The organism is Thermosynechococcus sp. Uc, assembly GCF_029335995.1.
GTDB lineage: Bacteria > Cyanobacteriota > Cyanobacteriia > Thermosynechococcales > Thermosynechococcaceae > Thermosynechococcus.
The window spans coordinates 38,312-58,800 of the sequence record NZ_JARJMS020000093.1 but is presented as its reverse complement, the minus strand read 5'-3'; the positions used below and the strand labels follow the sequence as shown (position 1 = coordinate 58,800).

22 protein-coding genes are annotated in these 20,489 nt (G+C 51.2%); 9 read left to right on the top strand and 13 right to left on the bottom strand.

What is annotated here, in order from left to right:
- Positions 1–33: 33 nt before the first annotated feature.
- On the bottom strand, positions 34–2,265 hold the full coding sequence (locus tag P3X23_RS10600; RefSeq protein WP_300876505.1) for a bifunctional (p)ppGpp synthetase/guanosine-3',5'-bis(diphosphate) 3'-pyrophosphohydrolase: 2,232 nt from the start codon (positions 2,263–2,265) through the stop codon (positions 34–36).
- 533 nt (positions 2,266–2,798) lie between these two features.
- Between P3X23_RS10600 and fabG the strand changes: the two genes are divergently transcribed.
- Positions 2,799–3,536, top strand: coding sequence for a 3-oxoacyl-[acyl-carrier-protein] reductase (gene fabG, locus P3X23_RS10595; protein ID WP_300876459.1), 738 nt, complete (start codon positions 2,799–2,801; stop codon positions 3,534–3,536).
- A gap of 25 nt (positions 3,537–3,561) precedes the next feature.
- Positions 3,562–6,291 carry a valine--tRNA ligase gene (locus P3X23_RS10590; RefSeq protein ID WP_300876457.1) on the top strand — a complete coding sequence of 910 codons (2,730 nt, stop codon included), beginning with the start codon at positions 3,562–3,564 and terminating at the stop codon, positions 6,289–6,291.
- A gap of 167 nt (positions 6,292–6,458) precedes the next feature.
- Here the strand turns inward: P3X23_RS10590 and P3X23_RS10585 are convergent, their stop codons facing one another.
- Genes P3X23_RS10585 through P3X23_RS10575 form a run of 3 tightly spaced genes read right to left on the bottom strand, consistent with a single transcriptional unit; the run spans position 6,459 to position 8,707 of the window.
- Positions 6,459–6,815: a ribulose bisphosphate carboxylase small subunit gene (locus P3X23_RS10585; RefSeq protein WP_300876456.1), complete on the bottom strand. Its 357-nt coding sequence runs from the start codon at positions 6,813–6,815 to the stop codon at positions 6,459–6,461.
- 30 nt (positions 6,816–6,845) lie between these two features.
- A complete protein-coding gene (locus P3X23_RS10580) occupies positions 6,846–7,226 on the bottom strand; it encodes a chaperonin family protein RbcX (protein ID WP_300876454.1) in 381 nt (126 codons plus the stop codon).
- 53 nt (positions 7,227–7,279) lie between these two features.
- Entirely contained in the window at positions 7,280–8,707 is a 1,428-nt protein-coding gene (locus tag P3X23_RS10575; protein WP_300876452.1) for a form I ribulose bisphosphate carboxylase large subunit, read from the bottom strand.
- A gap of 411 nt (positions 8,708–9,118) precedes the next feature.
- On the opposite strand from P3X23_RS10575, the gene ylqF reads away from it, so the two are divergent.
- On the top strand, positions 9,119–9,955 hold the full coding sequence (ylqF, locus tag P3X23_RS10570) for a ribosome biogenesis GTPase YlqF (RefSeq protein ID WP_300876450.1): 837 nt from the start codon (positions 9,119–9,121) through the stop codon (positions 9,953–9,955).
- Between the two features lie 237 nt (positions 9,956–10,192).
- On the opposite strand, the gene P3X23_RS10565 is transcribed toward ylqF, so the two are convergent.
- Positions 10,193–10,348 (bottom strand): hypothetical protein, encoded by a 156-nt coding sequence (locus P3X23_RS10565; protein WP_300876448.1) that lies wholly within the window; start codon positions 10,346–10,348, stop codon positions 10,193–10,195.
- 66 nt (positions 10,349–10,414) lie between these two features.
- Here P3X23_RS10565 and P3X23_RS10560 point away from each other — a divergent pair, with 66 nt between their 5' ends.
- The 3 genes from P3X23_RS10560 to P3X23_RS10550 all read left to right on the top strand — a co-directional run bounded on the left by P3X23_RS10560 (position 10,415) and on the right by P3X23_RS10550 (position 11,213).
- Complete coding sequence (locus tag P3X23_RS10560; protein WP_300876446.1) at positions 10,415–10,594, top strand: hypothetical protein; 180 nt, start codon at positions 10,415–10,417, stop codon at positions 10,592–10,594.
- A 77-nt stretch (positions 10,595–10,671) separates the two neighbouring features.
- Positions 10,672–10,866, top strand: coding sequence for a hypothetical protein (locus P3X23_RS10555; RefSeq protein WP_300876444.1), 195 nt, complete (start codon positions 10,672–10,674; stop codon positions 10,864–10,866).
- A 185-nt stretch (positions 10,867–11,051) separates the two neighbouring features.
- The gene (locus P3X23_RS10550; protein WP_300876442.1) at positions 11,052–11,213 is read left to right on the top strand and encodes a hypothetical protein; all 162 of its coding nucleotides are present in this window, start codon (positions 11,052–11,054) and stop codon (positions 11,211–11,213) included.
- Here the strand turns inward: P3X23_RS10550 and bchI are convergent.
- Complete coding sequence (bchI, locus tag P3X23_RS10545) at positions 11,210–12,271, bottom strand: magnesium chelatase ATPase subunit I (RefSeq protein ID WP_367186603.1); 1,062 nt, start codon at positions 12,269–12,271, stop codon at positions 11,210–11,212. The genes P3X23_RS10550 and bchI overlap by 4 nt on opposite strands.
- Before the next feature lie 346 nt (positions 12,272–12,617).
- On the opposite strand from bchI, the gene P3X23_RS10540 reads away from it, so the two are divergent.
- Genes P3X23_RS10540 through rsmI form a run of 3 tightly spaced genes read left to right on the top strand, consistent with a single transcriptional unit; the run spans position 12,618 to position 14,569 of the window.
- Positions 12,618–13,103, top strand: a complete 486-nt coding sequence (locus P3X23_RS10540; protein ID WP_300876435.1) for an RNA-binding protein — start codon at positions 12,618–12,620, stop codon at positions 13,101–13,103.
- Positions 13,104–13,121: 18 nt separating this feature from the next.
- Positions 13,122–13,724 carry a precorrin-6Y C5,15-methyltransferase subunit CbiT gene (gene cbiT, locus P3X23_RS10535; RefSeq protein ID WP_300876432.1) on the top strand — a complete coding sequence of 201 codons (603 nt, stop codon included), beginning with the start codon at positions 13,122–13,124 and terminating at the stop codon, positions 13,722–13,724.
- Positions 13,724–14,569: a 16S rRNA (cytidine(1402)-2'-O)-methyltransferase gene (gene rsmI / locus P3X23_RS10530; RefSeq protein ID WP_300876429.1), complete on the top strand. Its 846-nt coding sequence runs from the start codon at positions 13,724–13,726 to the stop codon at positions 14,567–14,569. Before cbiT ends, rsmI begins: the two co-directional genes overlap by 1 nt.
- 132 nt (positions 14,570–14,701) lie before the next feature.
- Here the strand turns inward: rsmI and P3X23_RS10525 are convergent, their stop codons facing one another.
- From P3X23_RS10525 to P3X23_RS10495, 7 genes are all read right to left on the bottom strand, one after another.
- On the bottom strand, positions 14,702–15,412 hold the full coding sequence (locus tag P3X23_RS10525) for a class I SAM-dependent methyltransferase (RefSeq protein ID WP_300876426.1): 711 nt from the start codon (positions 15,410–15,412) through the stop codon (positions 14,702–14,704).
- Positions 15,413–15,446: 34 nt separating this feature from the next.
- Positions 15,447–16,217 carry a DUF268 domain-containing protein gene (locus P3X23_RS10520; protein ID WP_300876502.1) on the bottom strand — a complete coding sequence of 257 codons (771 nt, stop codon included), beginning with the start codon at positions 16,215–16,217 and terminating at the stop codon, positions 15,447–15,449.
- Between the two features lie 66 nt (positions 16,218–16,283).
- A complete protein-coding gene (gene cofG, locus P3X23_RS10515; RefSeq protein WP_300876424.1) occupies positions 16,284–17,231 on the bottom strand; it encodes a 7,8-didemethyl-8-hydroxy-5-deazariboflavin synthase subunit CofG in 948 nt (315 codons plus the stop codon).
- A gap of 838 nt (positions 17,232–18,069) precedes the next feature.
- Complete coding sequence (locus tag P3X23_RS10510; protein WP_300876421.1) at positions 18,070–18,309, bottom strand: hypothetical protein; 240 nt, start codon at positions 18,307–18,309, stop codon at positions 18,070–18,072.
- A gap of 11 nt (positions 18,310–18,320) precedes the next feature.
- The gene (locus P3X23_RS10505) at positions 18,321–18,566 is read right to left on the bottom strand and encodes a ferredoxin-thioredoxin reductase variable chain (RefSeq protein WP_300876418.1); all 246 of its coding nucleotides are present in this window, start codon (positions 18,564–18,566) and stop codon (positions 18,321–18,323) included.
- Positions 18,567–18,685: 119 nt separating this feature from the next.
- A complete protein-coding gene (locus P3X23_RS10500) occupies positions 18,686–19,702 on the bottom strand; it encodes a CHAD domain-containing protein (protein ID WP_300876416.1) in 1,017 nt (338 codons plus the stop codon).
- A gap of 180 nt (positions 19,703–19,882) precedes the next feature.
- Entirely contained in the window at positions 19,883–20,485 is a 603-nt protein-coding gene (locus tag P3X23_RS10495) for a superoxide dismutase (RefSeq protein ID WP_300876413.1), read from the bottom strand.
- Positions 20,486–20,489 lie beyond the last annotated feature (4 nt).

The following is a 20,489-nucleotide window of genomic DNA, read 5'->3' as shown; positions in this document are numbered from 1 at the left end:
CTTAATTGGGAGTTACTGAGCAGACAATCACACCTAAGAAGAACTCACTTCCATTTGCTGACGGCGACGAATGTTGAGAACATCAGTGATTTTTCTAATTTGCGCTAAGATATGATCTAATTGCTTTGCATTCACAATATCAATACACAAATCAATAATCGCTGTGCGCCCTGGATCTGTGTGGACATTGGCTCGCCGCACGTTGATTTGATTATCGGTTAAACGGGTCAAAATATCCTTGAGAATACCGACTCGATCAATCACCTCAATTTGCACATCCACAGGGTAGGTTTGGGGACGGCGTTGATTGACTTTAGTATTCCAACTTACTGGAATCAGGCGATCGCTAGATACCGACTCTAGGTTGCTACAGCCTTGACGATGAATGGAAATACCGCGACTCCCCAGCGTCACTACCCCAATAATCGGTTCATCGGGCACAGGACAGCAGCAGCCGGCAATGTGATAAACTAGTCCCTCCACCCCAAGAATGGGCGAATCACTGGGTTTTGTGGTAGCGGGGACACGGTTAACGGGGGCAGATTCTGAAGGTAATTCGGCCGGAGTTGTCTCTGAACGCCCTAGGGTAATTGCCCGCAGCCGATTTACCACTAGATTCAACGTAATTTCACCATAGCCCAAGGCAGCCACCAAATCATCCACGCTTTGATAGTTGCTGCGCTCTGCCACCTGCTGCATTTGAGGTGATTTGAGGAGAGCCTCCAAACCCACTTTACCCAATTCCTTCTCTAGCAACTCCCGTCCCCGCTGCAGGTTTTCATCGCGGCGCGATCGCTTGTACCACTGCCGAATACGGTTCCGTGCTGTTGTGGTTTTAACAAAGTTCAACCAATCCAAACTGGGGTGGGCAGTTTTTTGGGTAATAATCTCAACAATGTCCCCATTGCGCAGCGGCGTATCCAAGGGCACCATCCGATTGTTCACCCGTGCCCCGGCACAGTGATTTCCCACATCCGTATGAATATGGTAAGCAAAGTCGAGGGGTGTTGCTCCCTGTTGCAGCGCTAGGACATCTCCTTGGGGTGTAAAGACGTAGACCTCCTTATCAAAGAGATCATCGCGAATGCTGTCGAGATACTCTTGAGCATCCTTGAGGTCATTTTGCCAATCCAGCAATTGCCGCAGCCAAGTGAATTTTTGATCGCGGGCACTCCACTGTTGCGGTAACGAATGACCCGTTTCTTTGTACTTCCAGTGGGCAGCAATCCCATACTCAGAGACATGGTGCATCGCCAATGTGCGAATTTGCACCTCTAGGGGGCGTCCTCCCAAGCCAATCACCACAGTATGCAGCGATTGATACTGATTGGGTTTAGGCAGACTAATGTAGTCCTTAAAGCGTCCTGGCACGGAGAGAAAACAGTCATGGACAACCGCCAAGGCACGATAGCACTCATCCTTGGTGGCCACAAGGATGCGAATGCCCGCCACATCATAGATTTCGTGGAATTCTTTTTGCTGCCGCATCATTTTTTGGTAGATGCTGTAGAGGTGTTTGGGACGGCCACTAATTTCTAGGTAGCCAAAGCCCATCCCTGATAATCGCTCGTGAAGAATTTGAATCGCCTGCTGGAGTTGCGCCTCACGATTAGCGCGTTTTTCAGCCACCAGTTCCTGAATCCGACGGTAGGCCTCTGGCTCCAAATACTTAAAGGCCAAATCCTCCAGTTCCCACTTAATTCGCCAAATCCCCAAGCGGTTAGCCAAAGGGGCAAAGACATCGCGGGTTTCCTGGGCAATGGCACGGCGGCGGTCTTCAGGTAGATACTCAAGTGTGCGCATATTGTGCAGGCGATCGGCCAGCTTGACTACAATGACGCGAATATCCTGAGCCATCGCCAAAAACATGCGCCGGAAACTTTCCGCTTGCCGCTCCGTCTTACTAGAAAAATTAAACTTCGAAAGCTTGGTGACCCCCTCCACCAATCGCCGCACCTCAGCCCCAAAGTTGGCTTCTAACTCCTCCGCCGTAGTAGCCGTATCCTCAATCACATCATGAAGAAACCCCGCCGCTAAAAGTGCTGGCCCACCCCCCAAATCCCGCAAAATACTGGCAACAGCCACAGGGTGAGCAATATAGGGTTCTCCAGACGCACGCCGTTGTCCTTGGTGTAAGTCGTAGGCAAATTGAAACGCCCGACAGACTAAATCATCCCCATTCTCAGGATCCGGATTTTGCAGGCACGTCGCTAACCAATCGGGCAATTCAATGTCAGTCGGTAAGCTAGGTGCAAAAGCGTTCATGGCAGCAAGCGATCGCGAGAGCAGCACAGTGGATTGGAGTACGTCTATTTTAGCGAATCGGTGGGCAGCCTTGCGCTCTTGCTGCTCAATGTACCGCTTTGACCGCTCCACCATTGGCGATAAAGCACCGACTTTCCATAGAACTTGTTGACCCGCAGCTTGCAACTAGAGACAGACTTCAGACAGTTTTGCTAAGGATGACACGAAAGCTAGTAACAAAGACTGCAGTAAGCAGAAACAGCCATTGCTCTATGGCAGTTGAGGCGGCTGTTTGGCAGTGTGCCCAATGACCTTGAAAAACATATTGTCGGCTTTTTGTTCATCAAATCAAAGCCTTGGCAGCAGCACTCCTAGACTTCACTGAACTTGGGGAAGTGTCTGACTGGCTGGATTGCTCCGCCTAAAAATACTGCCTCATGTGTTGACCTAGTTGATCTAGACGTGCCCTAGCACCAAGAGGGGTAACATCCACTGTTAAAATTTGTGATGGACATTCATAGGTGTAGCATTTTTGCCCTTAGGAGAGAACGAATTTGAGCGAAGCAGCCGTTGCCATTGTTACTGGTGCCTCACGGGGAATTGGTCGGGCGATCGCCCTTGAACTGGCAAAAGAGGGAGCCACGGTGGTTGTCAACTACGCCCGTTCGGCTGAGGCCGCCCTTGAACTGGTGCAGACCATTGAACAACAAGGGGGAAAAGCCATTCCCATTGCTGCTGACGTTTCTATCCCTGAGCAAGTGGATGCTCTAGTGGCAAAAACACTGGAAACCTACGGCCGTGTGGATATCTTAGTCAACAATGCCGGCATTACCCGCGACACATTGCTGCTGCGCATGAGCCTAGAAGATTGGCAGGCAGTGATTAACCTGAACCTCACTGGGGTTTTTCTGTGTACCCGTGCTGTGAGCAAACCCATGCTAAAGCAAAGGCGGGGACGGATTATTAACATTGCTTCCGTAGCAGGACAAATGGGCAATCCCGGCCAAGCTAACTATAGTGCTGCCAAAGCGGGTGTGATTGGCTTTACAAAAACCGTTGCCAAGGAGCTAGCCAGTCGGGGCATTACTGTCAATGCTGTTGCCCCCGGCTTTATTGCCACGGAGATGACAGCGGGTCTAAAAGCCGAAGAAATTCTTAAATTTATTCCCTTGGGGCGGTATGGCGAACCCACGGAGGTGGCGGGCATGGTGCGCTTTTTGGCCTTGGATCCTGCTGCCACCTACATTACGGGGCAAGTCTTCAATGTGGATGGTGGTATGGTAATGGCCTAAGTGGCTTGGAGTAGTGCAGCAGCCCATGACCAACGCAATTACCCTTCCTAGTCAATACAATCCCAAGCAAACCGAAGCCAAGTGGCAACAGCTTTGGGAACGCAGCGGTGTCTTTCACGCTGATCCCAACCGTCCTGGCAAGCCCTACTGCATTGTCATTCCCCCCCCCAATGTCACCGGTAGTCTGCACATGGGGCACGCCTTTGAGCATGCCCTAATTGATGTGCTGATTCGTTACCACCGCATGATTGGCCGCAATGTCCTCTGGCTGCCGGGGACAGACCATGCCAGTATTGCTGTCAGCACCATTTTGGATCAACAGTTGCAGGCGGAGGGCACCAACCGCTTTGCCCTTGGCCGAGAGGCCTATCTCCAGCGGGCTTGGGCGTGGAAAGAAGCATCGGGAAATACAATTGTCAGCCAAATTCGCCGTTTGGGTCTATCGGTGGATTGGTCGCGGGAACGCTTCACCATGGATGAGGGGCTGTCGCGGGCAGTGCTGACTGCCTTTAATCGCCTCTACGCAGCAGGGCTAATCTATCGCGGTAAGTATTTGGTAAACTGGTGTCCCGCCAGCCAATCGGCAGTCTCAGACTTGGAGGTGGAAAACCGAGAGGTGCAGGGGCATCTCTGGCATTTTCGCTATCCGCTGGCGGATGGCTCAGGATATTTGGAGGTGGCAACAACCCGCCCGGAAACAATGCTAGGGGATACAGCGGTGGCGGTTCACCCGGAGGACGATCGCTACCGACATTTAATTGGTCAAACAGTACGCCTTCCCCTAGTGAATCGAGAAATTCCCGTGATTGGCGATCCGTTGGTGGATCCAACGTTTGGCACTGGCTGTGTCAAGGTCACCCCGGCTCATGACCCCAACGACTTTCTCATGGGGCAGCGTCATCACCTGCCCATGATTAACCTGATGAATAAGGATGGCACCCTCAATGAGAATGCAGGGGACTTTGCGGGTTTGGATCGCTTTGTTGCTCGCAAACAGGTGGTCGCCCGCCTAGAAGCAGAGGGCTTTTTGGTACGGGTGGAGGACTATAAACACACCGTCCCCTATAGCGATCGCGGCAAAGTGCCCATTGAACCTCTGCTTTCCACCCAATGGTTTGTAAAAATTCGCCCCTTGGCCGATGCTGCACTTCAAGCCTTAGATAAAAAGCATTCCCCCCGTTTCATTCCTGAGCGCTGGGCAAAGGTCTATCGCGATTGGCTAGTGAATCTGCGGGATTGGTGTATTTCACGGCAACTTTGGTGGGGACATCAAATTCCCGCTTGGTACGTAGTCAGTGAAACCAATGGCGAAGTGCGCGACGAAACCCCCTTTGTGGTCGCCATGGATGAAACCGAGGCTCGCCAGAAAGCGATCGCTCAATTTGGCGCTGACATCAAACTGCAGCAGGATCAGGACGTACTGGACACCTGGTTTTCCTCCGGCCTGTGGCCCTTTTCCACATTGGGCTGGCCTGAGGACACCCCCGACTATCGCCGCTACTACCCCAACACCACGCTTGTTACTGGATTTGACATCATCTTTTTCTGGGTAGCGCGGATGACAATGCTAGGGCAGTACTTCACCGCTAAAATCCCCTTCCGCGATGTCTATATCCATGGCTTGGTGCGGGATGAAAACAACAAAAAGATGTCCAAGTCCGCCAACAATGGTATTGACCCGCTCATTCTCATTGATAAATACGGCACCGATGCGCTCCGCTACAGCTTGGTCAAGGAAGTGGTGGGTGCAGGTCAGGACATTCGCTTGGCCTACAATCGCAAGACCGATGAGTCAGCCACAGTCGAGGCAGCTCGCAACTTTGCTAACAAGCTTTGGAATGCTTCCCGCTTTGTCCTTCTGAATCTGGAGGGGCAAACCCCCGCCCAATTGGGAACACCGCGGCGGCGGGATTTAACGGCTAGCGATCGCTGGATTCTCAGTCGCTACCATACCGCCATTCAAACCACCCGCACCCGCATTGAAAGCTATGGCCTTGGGGAAGCCGCTAAAGGACTCTATGAATTCATCTGGGGCGATTTCTGCGACTGGTACATTGAACTAGTTAAGCCGCGTTTGCAGGGAGAAAACCCCAAGGCCAAGCGCACCGCTCAGCAGGTGCTGGCCACAGTGCTGGATGGCACTCTGAAGTTGCTCCATCCTTTTATGCCCCACATTACCGAGGAAATCTGGCACACATTGCATCAGGTGGAAGACAGCCAAGTTTTGGCGGTACAACCCTACCCGAAAGTAAACCGCCGCGCCATTGCTCCTGATCTGGAAGCCCAGTTTAGCCTCTTGATTGAAACTATCCGCACAATTCGCAATCTACGGGCAGAGGCGGGAATTAAACCGGGAGTCTATGTTAGTGCTCTGATTGAAGCCAGTGCCGAGGAAGTACCGATTTTTGAAGCTGGGGCTGCCGATATTCAACATTTGGCTCGTTTGGAATCGCTGACGATTGGCACCGGACTGCAAATTCCGCCGCAGGTCTTTAGTGGCGTAGTGGGCAAGAGTGAGGTGCTCATTCCCCTCGCGGGGGTCGTGGATGTGGAGGCCTTGGTGAGCAAACTCCAGAAGGAGGGCGATCGCCTAACAGGAGAAATTCAATCTTTAACGGCTCGCCTCAACAACCCCAACTTTGTCAACAAAGCCCAACCAGAGGTAGTAGCCACAGCCCAAACCCAACTGGCCGCTGCCCAGCAACAACTGGCCATTATTGAACGCCGACTCCAGTCCCTGAGTCTCCATCCTTAAACTCACCCCTGACGAGTAGCCTAAAACGATAATTCCCACCGCTGCCATGATGGCTGTAGAGGAGGGCGATTGCTCAAGGCAAGAAAACGGTATGGCTCAACAAAAAATAGGGGGGCGTTGCCCCCTGAACTGCAATTCAACTGCAATGAACTGAGAAGGTCTTAGCCTTAATAGCGATAGCCACTGTAACCACTGTTGGCCTGATTGGGCTTATAGACAATGAAGCTCATCACTTGGCACTGTTTGATGTTGTCAAAGGCCACCACGCGGATGAAACAGTTGGGATACTCAGAACGGCACTGCTGTACCTCATTGAGCACCTCTTGGGCATTGGTGCAGTTAAAGAGGGGCAGCTTCCACATGGTCCAGTAGCGAATTTCTGCATCAGAGCTTTCGTTGAACTCCACGCAGGGGTGATAGCCCTGATCAATTGCATACTGAATTTGACGGGTAATTTGGGCATCGCTTAGGGGAGGGAGGTAAGAAAAGGTTTCGTAACGACGCTCTTTCGGCAGTGTTTTCATAGGTTCCTCAATTGGTTAACAATCAACAAATTATTCCGAAGTTTCTGGGGTGCTGCTCTCAACATTGGTCTCAGACACTTGGGTCATTCGCTCCAGTTGTTGACAGCGCTGCTGTAAATTGGCCTGCTGGATGCCTGCACGCAGCATTTCCGGTAGGTAGTCTGCCACCATCTCCGCGAGATGTTCGCGCACCGTAAGAATGCGAAAACCGAGATCGGGCTGTTCGCGAAAGAGAGCTTCCAAGTAGCGCTCGCCATCTTGGATACTTTCTTGACTCGTGAACTGGTGCAGCCAGAGAGATCGCGGTGGATCAGTCTCAGCCAACTGCCCAATCACGGTTCGCACGGCCTGATAGGTCAAGTAACTAATCAGGGTTTTGGTAGTTTGCTTTGCAATGTGCTTGACATCCATAGACCTGCGGGGAAATCGTTGCCACAGCTCCGATTGAACCCCCTCTGCCCCACCTAGATTGTGTCTTGCGCCTCAAACTCGAATTTGATTTCCTTCCAGAGTTCGCAGGCGGCAGCCAGTTCAGGACTCCAGCGGGCAGCTTCACGGATGATGTCGCCACCTTCGCGCATGAGGTCGCGGCCTTCATTACGAGCTTGGATACAGGCTTCAAGTGCCACACGGTTGGCCGTTGCCCCCGGTGCATTGCCCCAGGGGTGACCCAGAGTGCCACCGCCAAATTGCAGTACGGCATCATCGCCAAAAATGTCCACTAGGGCTGGCACGTGCCAGACGTGAATACCGCCGGAGGCAACCGCCATCACACCTGGCATTGAGGCCCAATCTTGGGTGAAGTAAATGCCACGGGAGCGATCTTGCTCAATATAATTTTCCCGCAGCAGATCCACAAAGCCCAGGGTGACGGCCTTATCCCCTTCGAGTTTACCGACCACCGTACCCGTGTGGATGTGATCACCGCCGGACATCCGCAGGCACTTGGCCAGGACGCGGAAGTGAATCCCATGGTTTTTCTGGCGGTCAATCACTGCGTGCATGGCGCGGTGAATGTGCAGGAGCATCCCGTTATCGCGACACCACTTAGACAAAGTGGTATTGGCTGTAAAACCGGCGGTGAGGAAGTCGTGCATGATGATGGGCATTCCCAGTTCTTTTGCAAACTCTGCCCGTTTTAGCATTTCTTCGCAGGTGGCAGCGGTCACGTTCAAGTAGTGACCTTTGATTTCGCCGGTTTCTGCTTGGGCTTTGTGAATAGCATCAGCAACAAATAGGAAGCGATCGCGCCAGCGCATGAAGGGTTGACTGTTGACGTTTTCATCATCTTTGGTGAAGTCCAACCCACCGCGCAGTGCTTCATAAACTGCACGACCGTAGTTTTTTGCCGACAGCCCCAGCTTGGGCTTAATTGTGCAGCCCAAAAGCGGGCGACCATACTTATTGAGTTTATCGCGCTCTACCTGAATGCCGTGGGGCGGGCCTTGGAAGGTTTTCAGGTAGGCCACTGGCAGGCGCAAATCTTCTAAGCGCAGAGCTTTGAGAGCCTTAAAGCCAAAGACGTTGCCAACAATCGAGGTGAGTAGGTTCGTTACCGAACCTTCTTCAAATAAATCAAGGGGATAGGCAATGTAGGCAATAAACTGATTGTCTTCGCCCGGCAGAGGTTCAATGTCGTAGCAGCGCCCCTTGTACCGATCTAGATCGGTGAGCAAATCAGTCCACACTGTGGTCCAGGTGCCGGTGGAGGATTCTGCAGCGACGGCGGCGGCGGCTTCCTCAAAGGGCACCCCTGGCTGTGGGGTCACACGGAAAGCCGCTAGAATATCCGTATCTTTGGGAGTGTAATCAGGGGTGTAGTAGGTCAGGCGGTAGTCCTTTACCCCTGCCTCATACCCAGCTTTCTGGGATTTCGATTGCGTATAGGCCATAGATGTTGTTCCTCTTTAACGGTTAGCGTGCCAGATAGAGCAGTCTCTACGGGCAACTTTTGCAATGGGTAATATGAACGCTACGATTCCCCCAAATGGGGCAAAATTTAGCAGTAGGGTACTTGGCGAGATGATAAAACCATCCACAAGCCTGTAGTGTTGTCGTAGGTCTTATGCTTAAGCATCAGCTTAGTTGATACCCAATGCAATAACTTTTGCTTTGGAGATTCTTAATTATTCTATAGGTTTGAGTTATCAATCTTTAGAGTTGTTTATGGGTTTCTAATCAGAAGGATATAATCCTAGGCCAATCTCTATTCAAAAATCACTAATCATTGCCTTGAATCAATTTAACAGCACCCAAGGGGGCGATCGCTCTATTGTTCTTCGAAGAAAGAGGGTGAAATCTCTATGAGTTCAATAATTCAGTGGTATCCCGGCCACATTGCCAAAGCAGAACGCGCCCTCAAAGAACAGCTCAAACAAGTGGACGTCATCTTTGAAGTGCGGGATGCACGGATACCCCTTGCCAGTTGCCATCCCCAAATTCGGCAGTGGGCCAGCGGCAAGCACCGCCTTTTGGTGCTTAATGGCATGGACAGAATTAGCGATCGCGATCGCCAGCAATGGCTAGCATGGTTTGAGGCACAGGGGGAAACGGTCTTTTTCACAAATGCGCAGCGGGGTGAAGGGATTCGCCGACTCCAACAGGCGGCAGTGCAGTCTGGGGCAGCAATGAACCAGCGTCGTCAACAGCGGGGCATGCAGGTAAGAGCGGTGCGTGCCGTTGTCTTGGGGTTTCCCAATGTTGGCAAATCAGCACTCATTAATCGCCTCCTACAGCAGCGGGTTGTCGAAAGTGCCGCCCGTCCCGGCGTGACACGGCAGTTGCGCTGGGTGCGCTTGTCGCCCACATTAGAACTTTTGGATGCCCCCGGTGTCTTGCCGATGAATTTCAAGGATCAAGACGCGGCGGTAAAACTGGCCATTTGTGATGACATTGGCCAAGCGGCCTACGATCCTTGCCGGGTGGCACCGATTCTAGTGGAGTTGTTGCACAAGTTAGGACACGCCGATCGCCTTAGCGATCGCTATGGTTTAGCTGTTACTGACACAGGGGAAACCTATCTGCACGATCTCGCCCACCACCGCTACCATGGGGACTTAGAGCGGGCGGCACGACACCTATTGCAGGACTACCGCCGCGGTTACTTGGGGGCGATCGCCCTTGAGCAACCTCCTCAGTAATATCCATAACTTAATGCAAATGAAGACAACACTGAATAATGACTGTGGGTAACCGACAGGTGGGCTGGCGGTGCAATGATGGTTGAAGAACATCCAGAGGTGATTCTCTGGGGAACCGATCAGCCCGACTCAGTGGATTGGTAATTTCGAGCCGCCGATACCTATTGGCTAGCGCAATTGATGGCGGGGGCAATTCGACAAAGATATCCTCATCTCAAAGTTGCAGTCTGGAAATGTTCAGTGGATGTGAACAATAGGCAACAACTGTGGAACTTTACAAAGAAACAGGTAGAGCAGTACATCGAGAATTTGCCAAAGTCCGACCACGGCAATTGGCAGTTGCACATTCAAACCAAAGGGTCTGTGCCGCAAATAGCGGATGCCTTGTCTCATACGTCGGTATCCCGTTAGCCAAATTATCCCCACGGAGCCAAGGCCATTTTTTGATTAACCAATCAGTTGGCCCGCTGTGCTGAAGGCTTTGAGGTGGTGTCCTTCAGTGAAGTATTTTGGCCCCTCGAGCGCGAGCGGATTGCCACCGCTTGGAAACGGGGTGACTTTACTGCCGCCAAGGTACTGCTTGAGGCCCATCGCGATCGCCATGAGGCGCTTTATCAATTGGCTGATGGCTCGCATTAGCCACAAACTGGAGCATTCCCCATTTTCTCAAGGCGATTCAGGGAGAAGACTGGCTGGATCAAAAGGCTACCAGAGCAGTGACTAGCAAAGCTCAACGGCGGGAGTGGTGTCAGGCAACGGTCATTCGCTGTCCCAACAGTGAGACGGCAGAGAGCAACTTTTTGAAAATATGGGAATATGAGCTATTGATTGAGCTGAGCTTGCAGCAGGGGAACTATACGGTGGCCTTGATGCAATTTGCCAAGATGCTGGAGCAACTCCTACTTTGGTAATGTAAACAGAAAAATTGGCATATTCAGGGAAGTGAAAGTGAAGAAAAGTATCGCGACCCAATATTGGGAGGACTGTGGCGAGCATGGCAAAAAGCAGAGCAGCGTCCAGAGGATGATTCCCTAGTTAAAAAAATGGCGCAGGTAATGGAGTTGTTCACCGCGATCGAGCAATCAGCCTTGAAAAGTTGAGTGAATTGGCAGATGCGCCCGCAGAAAAAATTCATCAAGGGTTGTTAAATCTACTGCGCCCAGTTTTCAATCAAGACCAACAGGATCAAGTGCCTGAGAAAGGGGTGGCGCGATCGCTCTACGAGTGGAGATTAGAGCGGTTGCAATCTTCAGCCTAGGCAGCAATCTCTACACCAAAGACCTCTCGGAAGACCTTGCTCACCTTATACCCAGAATCAATAGACTCTAGAGGATCTTTGCGCAGCCGGTGGCGCAGACAGAGGACAATGACCCGCGCAATATCTTCAACGGTGACCTCCGTGCGTCCCTCAAAAGCAGCTAGGGCCTTGGCAGCGCGATTGGTCACAATATCCCCCCGCAGGCCATCCACATCTAGCTCGGCGCACACTTGGGAAATTTTTACCCGCAGTTCGTGGTCAATGGTGACGCTGGGCAATAGAGCTTGGGCGGCAACTAACTTGGCCTGTAGCGCTTCCTGTTGGGCTTGATACTTTGCCAGAAAGGCTGCGGGGTTTTGATCAAATTGCGATCGCTGTTCCACAATTTCCACCCGCAGCGTAGGATCCTTTACTGTTCGAATCTCAGCATGCATGCCAAAGCGATCCAGTAGTTGCGGTCGCAGTTCGCCTTCCTCTGGGTTACCAGAACCAACTAAGACAAATCGTGCAGGGTGCCGAATGGAAATACCCTCGCGCTCAACAGTATTCCAGCCGGAGGCAGCCGCATCAAGCAAGACATCCACCAAGTGATCGTCGAGGAGGTTGACTTCATCCACATAGAGAATGCCGCGATTTGCTTTCGCCAAAAGTCCCGGCTCAAAGGCCTTCACCCCCTCAGCAAGCGCTTTTTCAATGTCAATTGTGCCGCACACCCGGTCTTCAGTTGCCCCTAACGGCAGATCCACCATGGGCACTTTTTTCTTAACGGTGTGAATTGGTTCACCCGCTGCCACAGCCACCTTCACGGCATCGCTCATCAGATCGGGATCGCTGGGGTGACTATTAAATGGATCATCGGCCACCACCTCGATTTCGGGTAGCAGATCCGCTAGGGCACGGATTGTAGTTGATTTGCCCGTACCGCGATCGCCCATGATCATGACGCCCCCAATTTTGGGGTCGATCACATTGAGCAACAGTGACAGTTTCATTTCATCCTGACCGACAATCGCCGCAAAGGGGAAAACAGGCCGACGAGGTAGAGCAGTCGCAGTCACAGGCATCCCATCGCAAAAACAGCATTGATTATTGTGCCATATCGCGTTTGCCCTGCCACGGCAAAATTTTCCCGCAAAATTCTAGCTCTAGGTGGAGAAACCGTGTTAGCCTAAGTAGAGATAACTTAAGAGCTAAGTGCGTACATTGCTTTTGCTCTGCTCCATCTATTGCGGTTCTCAACTAACAATAATCGCTGTGGACCAGACTAGTCATTTTACACCACCAATAGAGACGGCGGCTTTACGTGCCACTGTGGGACGTAGGCCTCAGTTGCGAGCGGTTTCTCACGCCCGACTGTCCATTTTTCAATCCTGTTGTTTTTAAGCTGCGTAAGGGAGGTTTTTTATGTCTGTACGTTTATATGTGGGCAATCTGCCGCGTGAACTGAGCCGCGAGGAACTAGAAGCCCTCTTTCATCAAGAGGTAGGCCAAATAGGTACCACTAAACTGATTACCGATCGCAAAACTGGCAAGTGCCGGGGGTTTGGCTTTGTCACCGTCGAGTCCGAGGAAGTAGCGGATCAGGTGATTGAGAAACTCAACGGCTACACCTTTAAGGACAATCCCCTCAAGATTGAGAAGGCCAACGACAAGCCCAAATCTGAAGCCAAAGAAAAAGAAAAAGAAGAAGTAGCGGCAGAAAAGCCCACTCCCAGTAACCGCAGCAACAATCGCAAAAATAACAAAAATAATGGGCGGCGTACCCAAGCGAATTCTGTGTCCACGGAATACGGCTCCATGGATACGGAAGCTGTTGAACCGGATCCCCGCTGGGCAGATGCCTTAGCACAACTCAAGGAACGGCTGCTCGCTCAAAGCAGTAACGCTTAAGTATTTTAGGCAGTTTCCATGACGGCGGATCCTTGGCCATTTGTTACTCCGGGTATCCCCGATAGTCTTTTTGAGCGATTGCCAGGTATTCCCCTCACCCAACGGGAAACGCGGTTATTGATGCTTTCGTATTTGCGGCTTGAGCCGGACTGCTGCCTTTGGGATGTGGGAGCAGGCACGGGTACAATTGCCGTTGAAGCAGCACGCTTGGCGAAACAGGGAAAGGTAATTGCGATTGAACGCGATGAGGAAGTTGTTGATCTCATTCAGCGCAATTGTGATCGCTTTGGCGTCAAAAATGTCCAGATTGTTGCCGGTTCAGCGCCAGATTGCTTTCCTCGGTTACGCGGTACACCGCAGCGCATTTGCCTTGAAGGGGGGCGCCCGATTAAAGAAGTTTTACTCCGAGCTTGGGAGTATCTTGCCCCCGGTGGCCGTTTGGTGGCGATCGCCAGCAGTTTGGAAAATCTCTATGCCCTCTCTGAAGGTTTCGCAACAGTCCAAGCCCGCAGTCTAGAGGTGGTGCAATCGGTGATTAATCGTCTGGAAACGCGGGGGGGACACCAAATTTTTGCAGCGGTGGAACCGATCTTTATTCTCAGTGGCGAAAAAATTTCCTGATGGGCATCGGACAATTGTGGGTAGTGGGTACCCCCATTGGTAACCTGGAGGACATAACTGCTCGTGCCCTGCGCATTCTCAAGGAGGTAGATCTCATTGCTGCGGAGGATACGCGCCACACCGGCCGCCTATTACAGCACTTTGGTATTATCACGCAACAAATTAGCCTCCATGAGCACAATATCCGACAGCGTGTCCCCCAACTGCTTCAGCGCCTAGAAGCAGGTCAGCAGATTGCCCTCGTCAGTGATGCGGGCCTGCCGGGGGTGTCCGATCCCGGCTATGAATTAATTACTGCCTGCATTGCCGCAGCCATTCCTGTGACGCCGATTCCCGGTGCAAACGCTGCCCTAACGGCCTTGATGGCCTCAGGATTACCCATGAATCGCTTTTGCTTTGAGGGCTTTTTGCCTGCCAAGGGGCGCGATCGCCAGCAGCGACTAGCCGCATTACAACAGGAAACTCGCACGATTCTTCTCTACGAAGCCCCCCATCGTTTGGTACAAACGGTAACAGAGCTATGTCAAGTATTAGGGAGCGATCGCCTGCTCGTACTTGCCCGTGAACTCACGAAGCGCCACGAAGAATTTTGGCGCGGCACGTTGGCTACTGCTTGTGCCCATCTCGCTGATCATCCTCCCCGCGGCGAGTACACCCTGGTGATAGGGGGAGCTACTTCCTCCTCTTCAGCCGTGGACTGGGAAGCTCTCAAAGAAGAACTAAGTGCCCTACTGGCGCAAGGCTTTTCTCTTACTCAAGCTAGCAGCCAGATAGCAACTCTTACTGGCTTGCCACGCCGGCGTATCTACCAACTGGGATTGGAGTTACGGCACAAAGAAAGTTAAAAGCAAGGAAACAAGCTAATTTTGATTGGTCTCAACAGCATCCAAGACAATCCCACCTCCCTCAAACAAGAGTTTGTAATTTCTTCGGCAGTTCACTCCTAATCACACAGTTCAGACTTTGGAAAGGCAAAATCAGCATCTTATAGCCAAACAGTGCCAGCCAAAACAGGCAAGCTCGGAAGCTTTTAGCCGTTTCCCCCGTAACAAGAAGTAAAGGCCACCAACAAGAGAGACAAGGTAGGAAATTGGCCAACTCCAGTCTCCATACTGTCGTGTCATTTGAGGCAATCTCATGAGCTCTTGCTCAAGATAGGCAAACCAATCGCCGTTGGGTGCCAACTCCTCAATTTTAAAACCATATCGTGGCAAGTGATATTCATACCAATACCGACTAAATCCAGTCGCGTAGTGGTAGGGCGCAAAATGAACTAGAGATGCGAAGGGAGCGGTGAGAATTAATTTGCCCCCTGTCTTCAGCAATCGGGAAAACTCTTCTAGAGCTTTGAGGGGATCGGGAATGTGCTCGAATACTTCACTACACAGGATTACATCAAAAGAGGCATCAGGCTCTGGAATCTCTGTAATGTCACAAACAAGATCAACTTTGCTAGTGTCCCAATTTCCTGTGTGCAGACCTTCCTTATTTCCTTGACCATCGTACTGACAAAAGTCCTGAGAAACGTAGATGAGATGATCACACAGGTGTTTATTCCTCAGTTCGCCGGCTCCGGCATCCAAGATTCTCAATCCGGGCGGAATAGAGTGTAACTTTTGTTCCAGCCACTTGCTGCGGCCAGTTTCATTTTTGCTCCCAAATAGGGAAGACAGTAATTGAGAAAACATTATTTTTGACTCCCTAACTAATGATCTAGATTGTTTACGCTTGCTTAATAAATGTAAAGATTCCAGGAGAGTAAGGCAACTTGGATAGCTGCTTCATGTCATGATTTGGCGTTGTGGATTCTACTAATGTATCGTTTCGATCTACATAGGCAAATTTATCTAGAATCAAGCCCAGATTGGTAGTCACTTCTAAAAGATACAGAGGGTCAATAATTCTATGGCCATTAAACTCAACTTTTTCTCTACCAATTGGTACAGAAAGGTAAAATAGTCCTTTTAGCTGAAGTAGTTCCGCCATTTTTTGCAGGCCAACTATATGTCCTTCTGGATTTATGGGATCACCGTAGCGCTCAAGCCCAAAGTGCTCTAAAGCATGCAGACACGAGAGAGAATCGCAATAGTTGCTCAAAGAAAAAGTCGGATTCATCAGATCTACCTGACGAAAGACAACATTTGGGATAGAGGATTTAAGAGGTCTAATATCAAAAACTTCAACTTCTCTAAAGCTGGCAACATGAGCAATAAAACCGTCTATTCGAGAGCCAATATCAACATGTCGCACTGGATGATTTTTAAAAATCCTTTGAGCAACGTACAAGTCTTGCCAAAAGTACTCTCCCTTTGCTATTCCTGCTTCCTCATACCAATCATGCAGACAGGGGAACAGTCCTAGGGAGCCTCGATAGTTTTTTTTGAATTGGATTAAATCCTTGAGGTAGCGAGGTATGCTGATTAAACCATGAACCAGCTGCAATAGGTTGATATGAATTCCCAGTTGCAGTAACAACCAATTAGGACTTAGCACTGCCAATCTCACTTCTATTTGCTAGAACAATAGGTTAGCATATTGCCTAATGACTGGCTGGCTGTTTTAGCAATAGCCCTGAGGAACTCTTCTCCTCAAAACAGGGGGGAGCCAATCTAGAAACTGAGGGTAAATCGGCAATCGGGGAACGAGTTCCCATCCCCAAGCCTGGAGCTGAGTTCTCAGTTGGTCAATGTCCATATGGGGATAGTCGGGATTGACATGATCTAGCGGGACAATGCCCCCCAAATCCCGCGCCCCTGCTTCTAGACATGCCCGCAAGAGCTTGTGCTGGGTAACCAGATTTGCCGGAATTTGAATCGTGATGTCTTGAGGCAGGAGCGATCGCGCCCAGCTCACCAGCTGTGGTAACTGGCTTAAATCAAATCCCAGTAGGGCTTCTTCCTGCCGCTGGCCGCGACTGTGGGGTTGCAGAATGACCTCCTGAATGTGTCCCCAACGCCGATGGCACTCAGCAATGGCGGTGAGGGTCTCTGCCCAGTCCTCGGGGTCTTCGCCAATCCCCAAGAGCAACCCCGTGGTGAAGGGAATGCCCAGTTCCCCTGCTTGTTCCAGTTGCCTCAAGCGCAGTTGGGGATCTTTGCTGGGGGCGTGGCGATGAACGGTGTGCAACAGTTTTGGGGTTAATTGTTCTAGCATGAGTCCCATCGAGGCATTCACCTGCTTGAGATAGGCCATTTCCGCTCGAGTGAGGGGACCGGCATTGGTGTGGGGCAAAAATCCACAGTCCAACGCCAGGGTGGCTAGCTCGTAAAGACGCTCCAACCATTGGGAGCGCTGAGGACTATCGGGAGCAACTTCGCCACTGAGAATGAGGATTTCGCGCACGTGCTCGGAGTCAAGAGCAGCAAGTTGTTTGGCGGCTGCCTCTACGCTTAACCAGCCGCTGCTGCCAATATCGCGGCGAAAGTTACAGTAAGTGCAGCGGTTAAAGCACTCGTAAGTGGGCACAAGGGTAAAGGCTGGACTGTAGGTTACTGTGCGATCGCCCATAGGAGCTAAACTCTAGTACTGACAATCGTATGCAATAGTGTGTAATAGTCTCATGGAAAACCTGAAACGGCTGGCAACCGCAACTGCTCTACCCGTGGCGAGTCCGTCCGGCAATGCTGGTACCACCTCTGGAAAGGTTCTAAAGGTGGTCGGGAAAGTTACGTTTACTAGAAGCAGGCTACAGTCTGCTTCTGGTAACTGTCAGATACGAATGCGTTCGGGGCAGGAAGAGAACAGTGTACACTTTTGTGCACTTTCTTGATAGCAGACGAACAAAGAGTGTCCTCCTCTGAGCGCCACTGCGTTCAAGGCGATGACTTCCTAAGCGACGGTCATCATTGTTGGAGTTACTATCAATCCGAATATCTGGATTGTCGCCAATCTCCAGCACATAGCTAGGTGGAACCTCCCTCTCTGCTGGGGGTGACATGTTCCAAGGACGCTCAAACATCACGGTGGCCTCTTGATCCCCAACTAGATTTTGCAAGGGCTGCTGGCCGACTAGGCGCAATCTGCCATCGGTGATCTGTTCATACAAGACGATTTGTTGATGGGTATGCGGTGGAGCGGTGGATGTGCCCCGGTTGCGTACCCCTCCTGTAATCCGGATTAAGAGTACATTTTGTTGACATCCGCCAAGGTCTCCTGCGCAAGTGGATAACAAGTGGATAAATTATTTACGACCATGGCGCCAATAGGGGTAAAGCTGTGAAAATTGATAGGGGAGGGTGCTTTCTAAGTCCCTATCTAGTTCTCAAGTCTTGCGGGAGCCTGTGCATTAATCTCGATCGCGCTCGGTTGTTACAGCTATGACCTAAGGGAGCAGAAAAGCTTGGTTTCAGTCGGCATAACGGGCGATCGCGAACACATAGAGAGCATGGACTGCCAACAACGTTAACCACACCAGTGTTACCGTCGGCATAAAGGGCACTGCCATAGGTTGCAATCGATGCCAAAACCAGCCACCGGAATTAAAAGCAGCAAAAAGGGCAACATGGACAGCAAAATTCATGCGATCGTCCAAGCGGCGATAGCTCGGATCACGGCGATCGGGCTTACGGGGCCAACGGGGAGGCATATCCAGCGTACCTAAATCACTTCCAGTTCGTCGGGGTGCAAATGGGCAATGAACTTAGGACTAAAGCGCACCTGAATTGGGTAGTTGGGACTAATCGGACGACCTTGCCAGTCGTTGAGGATGGCGCAAATTTCTCCTTCCATCCCTTGAAGGTCAAAGGGTTCGTTCCGATGCTCAGGATGGTGATAGACCACAGTGGGGGTCTTGACGCGCACCCGCAGACCGACACTTAAAGCTTTTTGCTCGATAACGCTCATTCGTTTTTTGTTCTCCTCGACTGGCAGGGGTTTTATGTTTATCGTCGCATACAGATTGGCAAGGGCGATCGCCCTAGGACAACTGAAAATCAATTGTTACCATTACTGCCCCCTCTCTCTCAGTTGGCAGAGGAGATCATCGAATGAGTAAAGGAGTTGCCATTGGTACTCATTGTTATTGGTGGCATCAGGAGCAAGGAGCGCACTTGATGGCGTTTTTCGGGACTGAGGTATTCCTGCTGGACGCAGCGCCAAGTTTGCCACTGGCGTGTCTGCTCAAGGGCAATCATTTCTGCGAGGCAAGGAGAGGCTTGGCGGAGGTTGAGTCCGAGTTGGGTACGGAAAAAGTCATGGAGGACAACGCCATCGTGAAGTGTACCTAAAAGTTCCTGCAACTGAGCAAAGGCATCCACCTGCTTGCTGAAGGCGTCTCCATAGACACTGCTAAAGAGTTCCATTTGATAGCGGACTCGCTTGGTTTGCTTGCGGAGATCGTGGAGTTCTTCACCCGCTGTTTGCAGCCACTGGGGCGGGTTACTCACCGCAAGGAAGATGGGGCGATCGCCCTGCCATTCAATGGCCACTTGCCACCCTGGATGCAGCAGCAGTTGACACACCAAAGGCAACAAAATATCCGGGGCAATCAGTTCCGTTGGCAAGTTGGCAATCTCACGATATTGCGGGGCAGCTAGCCATTCTTCTAGTCCCTGTTGCAATTTGCGATAGCGATCGCTCCGCAGCAGTTGGAGGGCTTTTTGCAGAAGTTCTGTGCGTTGTTTTTCAAGTTTCTTAATTAGTTTTGCCAGTTGTTGTTGCTCAGGGCGAGGCAAATGAGGGTAATACTGTTCCTTGAGCGCCAGCATCATTACATCTAAATCCCGTACGGGACTGAGGCTGCCCGCGATCGCCCGCACCCGCTGAATTGAAACCCCCTTGGGCAAACGCACTGTGTTGCAAAACACCTCCAGAGCTGTTCGCAGGCGGCGCAGACCCACCCGCATCTGGTGAATTGCTTCAACATCGCGGTCTCGAATTACCCCCGGCTCATGTTTGCTGATTTTGCGGTAGTACTTTTCAAAAGCGGCGTACGCGATATGCCCTAGGGTTTCCATAAGCCCCCCTTGCTCAACGCCCAAAGAAATACCACTATTAAATTAACGTTGATTAACGAAACTTGCTTTTATCTTAATCTTAACTTAACCATGTTATACGGCTGTGGCTGACTCACTCCTTGGCAATAAAAACCCCGCTCAACGAGAACGGGGGTCAGTGAAGTTATACAGTTGATACAGTAGTGGCAAATTAGATGAGGAATCTTAGGCAGCCGCTAGATTTTTGGCAACAAAGTCCCAATTCACCAGTTGGTTGAGGAAGTTATCAATGAAGTCGGGACGACGGTTTTGGTAGTCGAGGTAATAGGCGTGCTCCCACACGTCAAGGGTCAGCAGAGGCACTTGACCATGAACCAGCGGATTCTCCGCATTGGGGGTTTTGGTTACCTTCAGCGTACCAGCTTCGAGCACCAACCAAGCCCAGCCGCTGCCAAATTGAGTAGCAGCCGCATTTTTGAACTGGGACTTGAACTCGTCATAGCTACCAAAAGCACTGTTAATGCGAGCCGCTACATCTCCTGTGGGGGCACCACCACCGCCGGGCTTAAGGCTATTCCAGAAGAAGGTGTGATTCCACGCTTGAGCGGCATTGTTGAAAATGCCCACTTTGGCTGCATCGCCATAGGTTATGCGAATAACATCTTCAAGAGATTTGTCAGCCAGTTCAGTATCTTGGGTGAGTTTGTTGAGGTTGTCCACGTAGGCTTTATGGTGCTTGCCATAGTGAAATTCAAAAGTTTTCGCAGACATGCCATAGGGTTCAAGGGCACCTGGATCAAAGGGCAGGGGTTCTTGTACAAATGCCATAGTG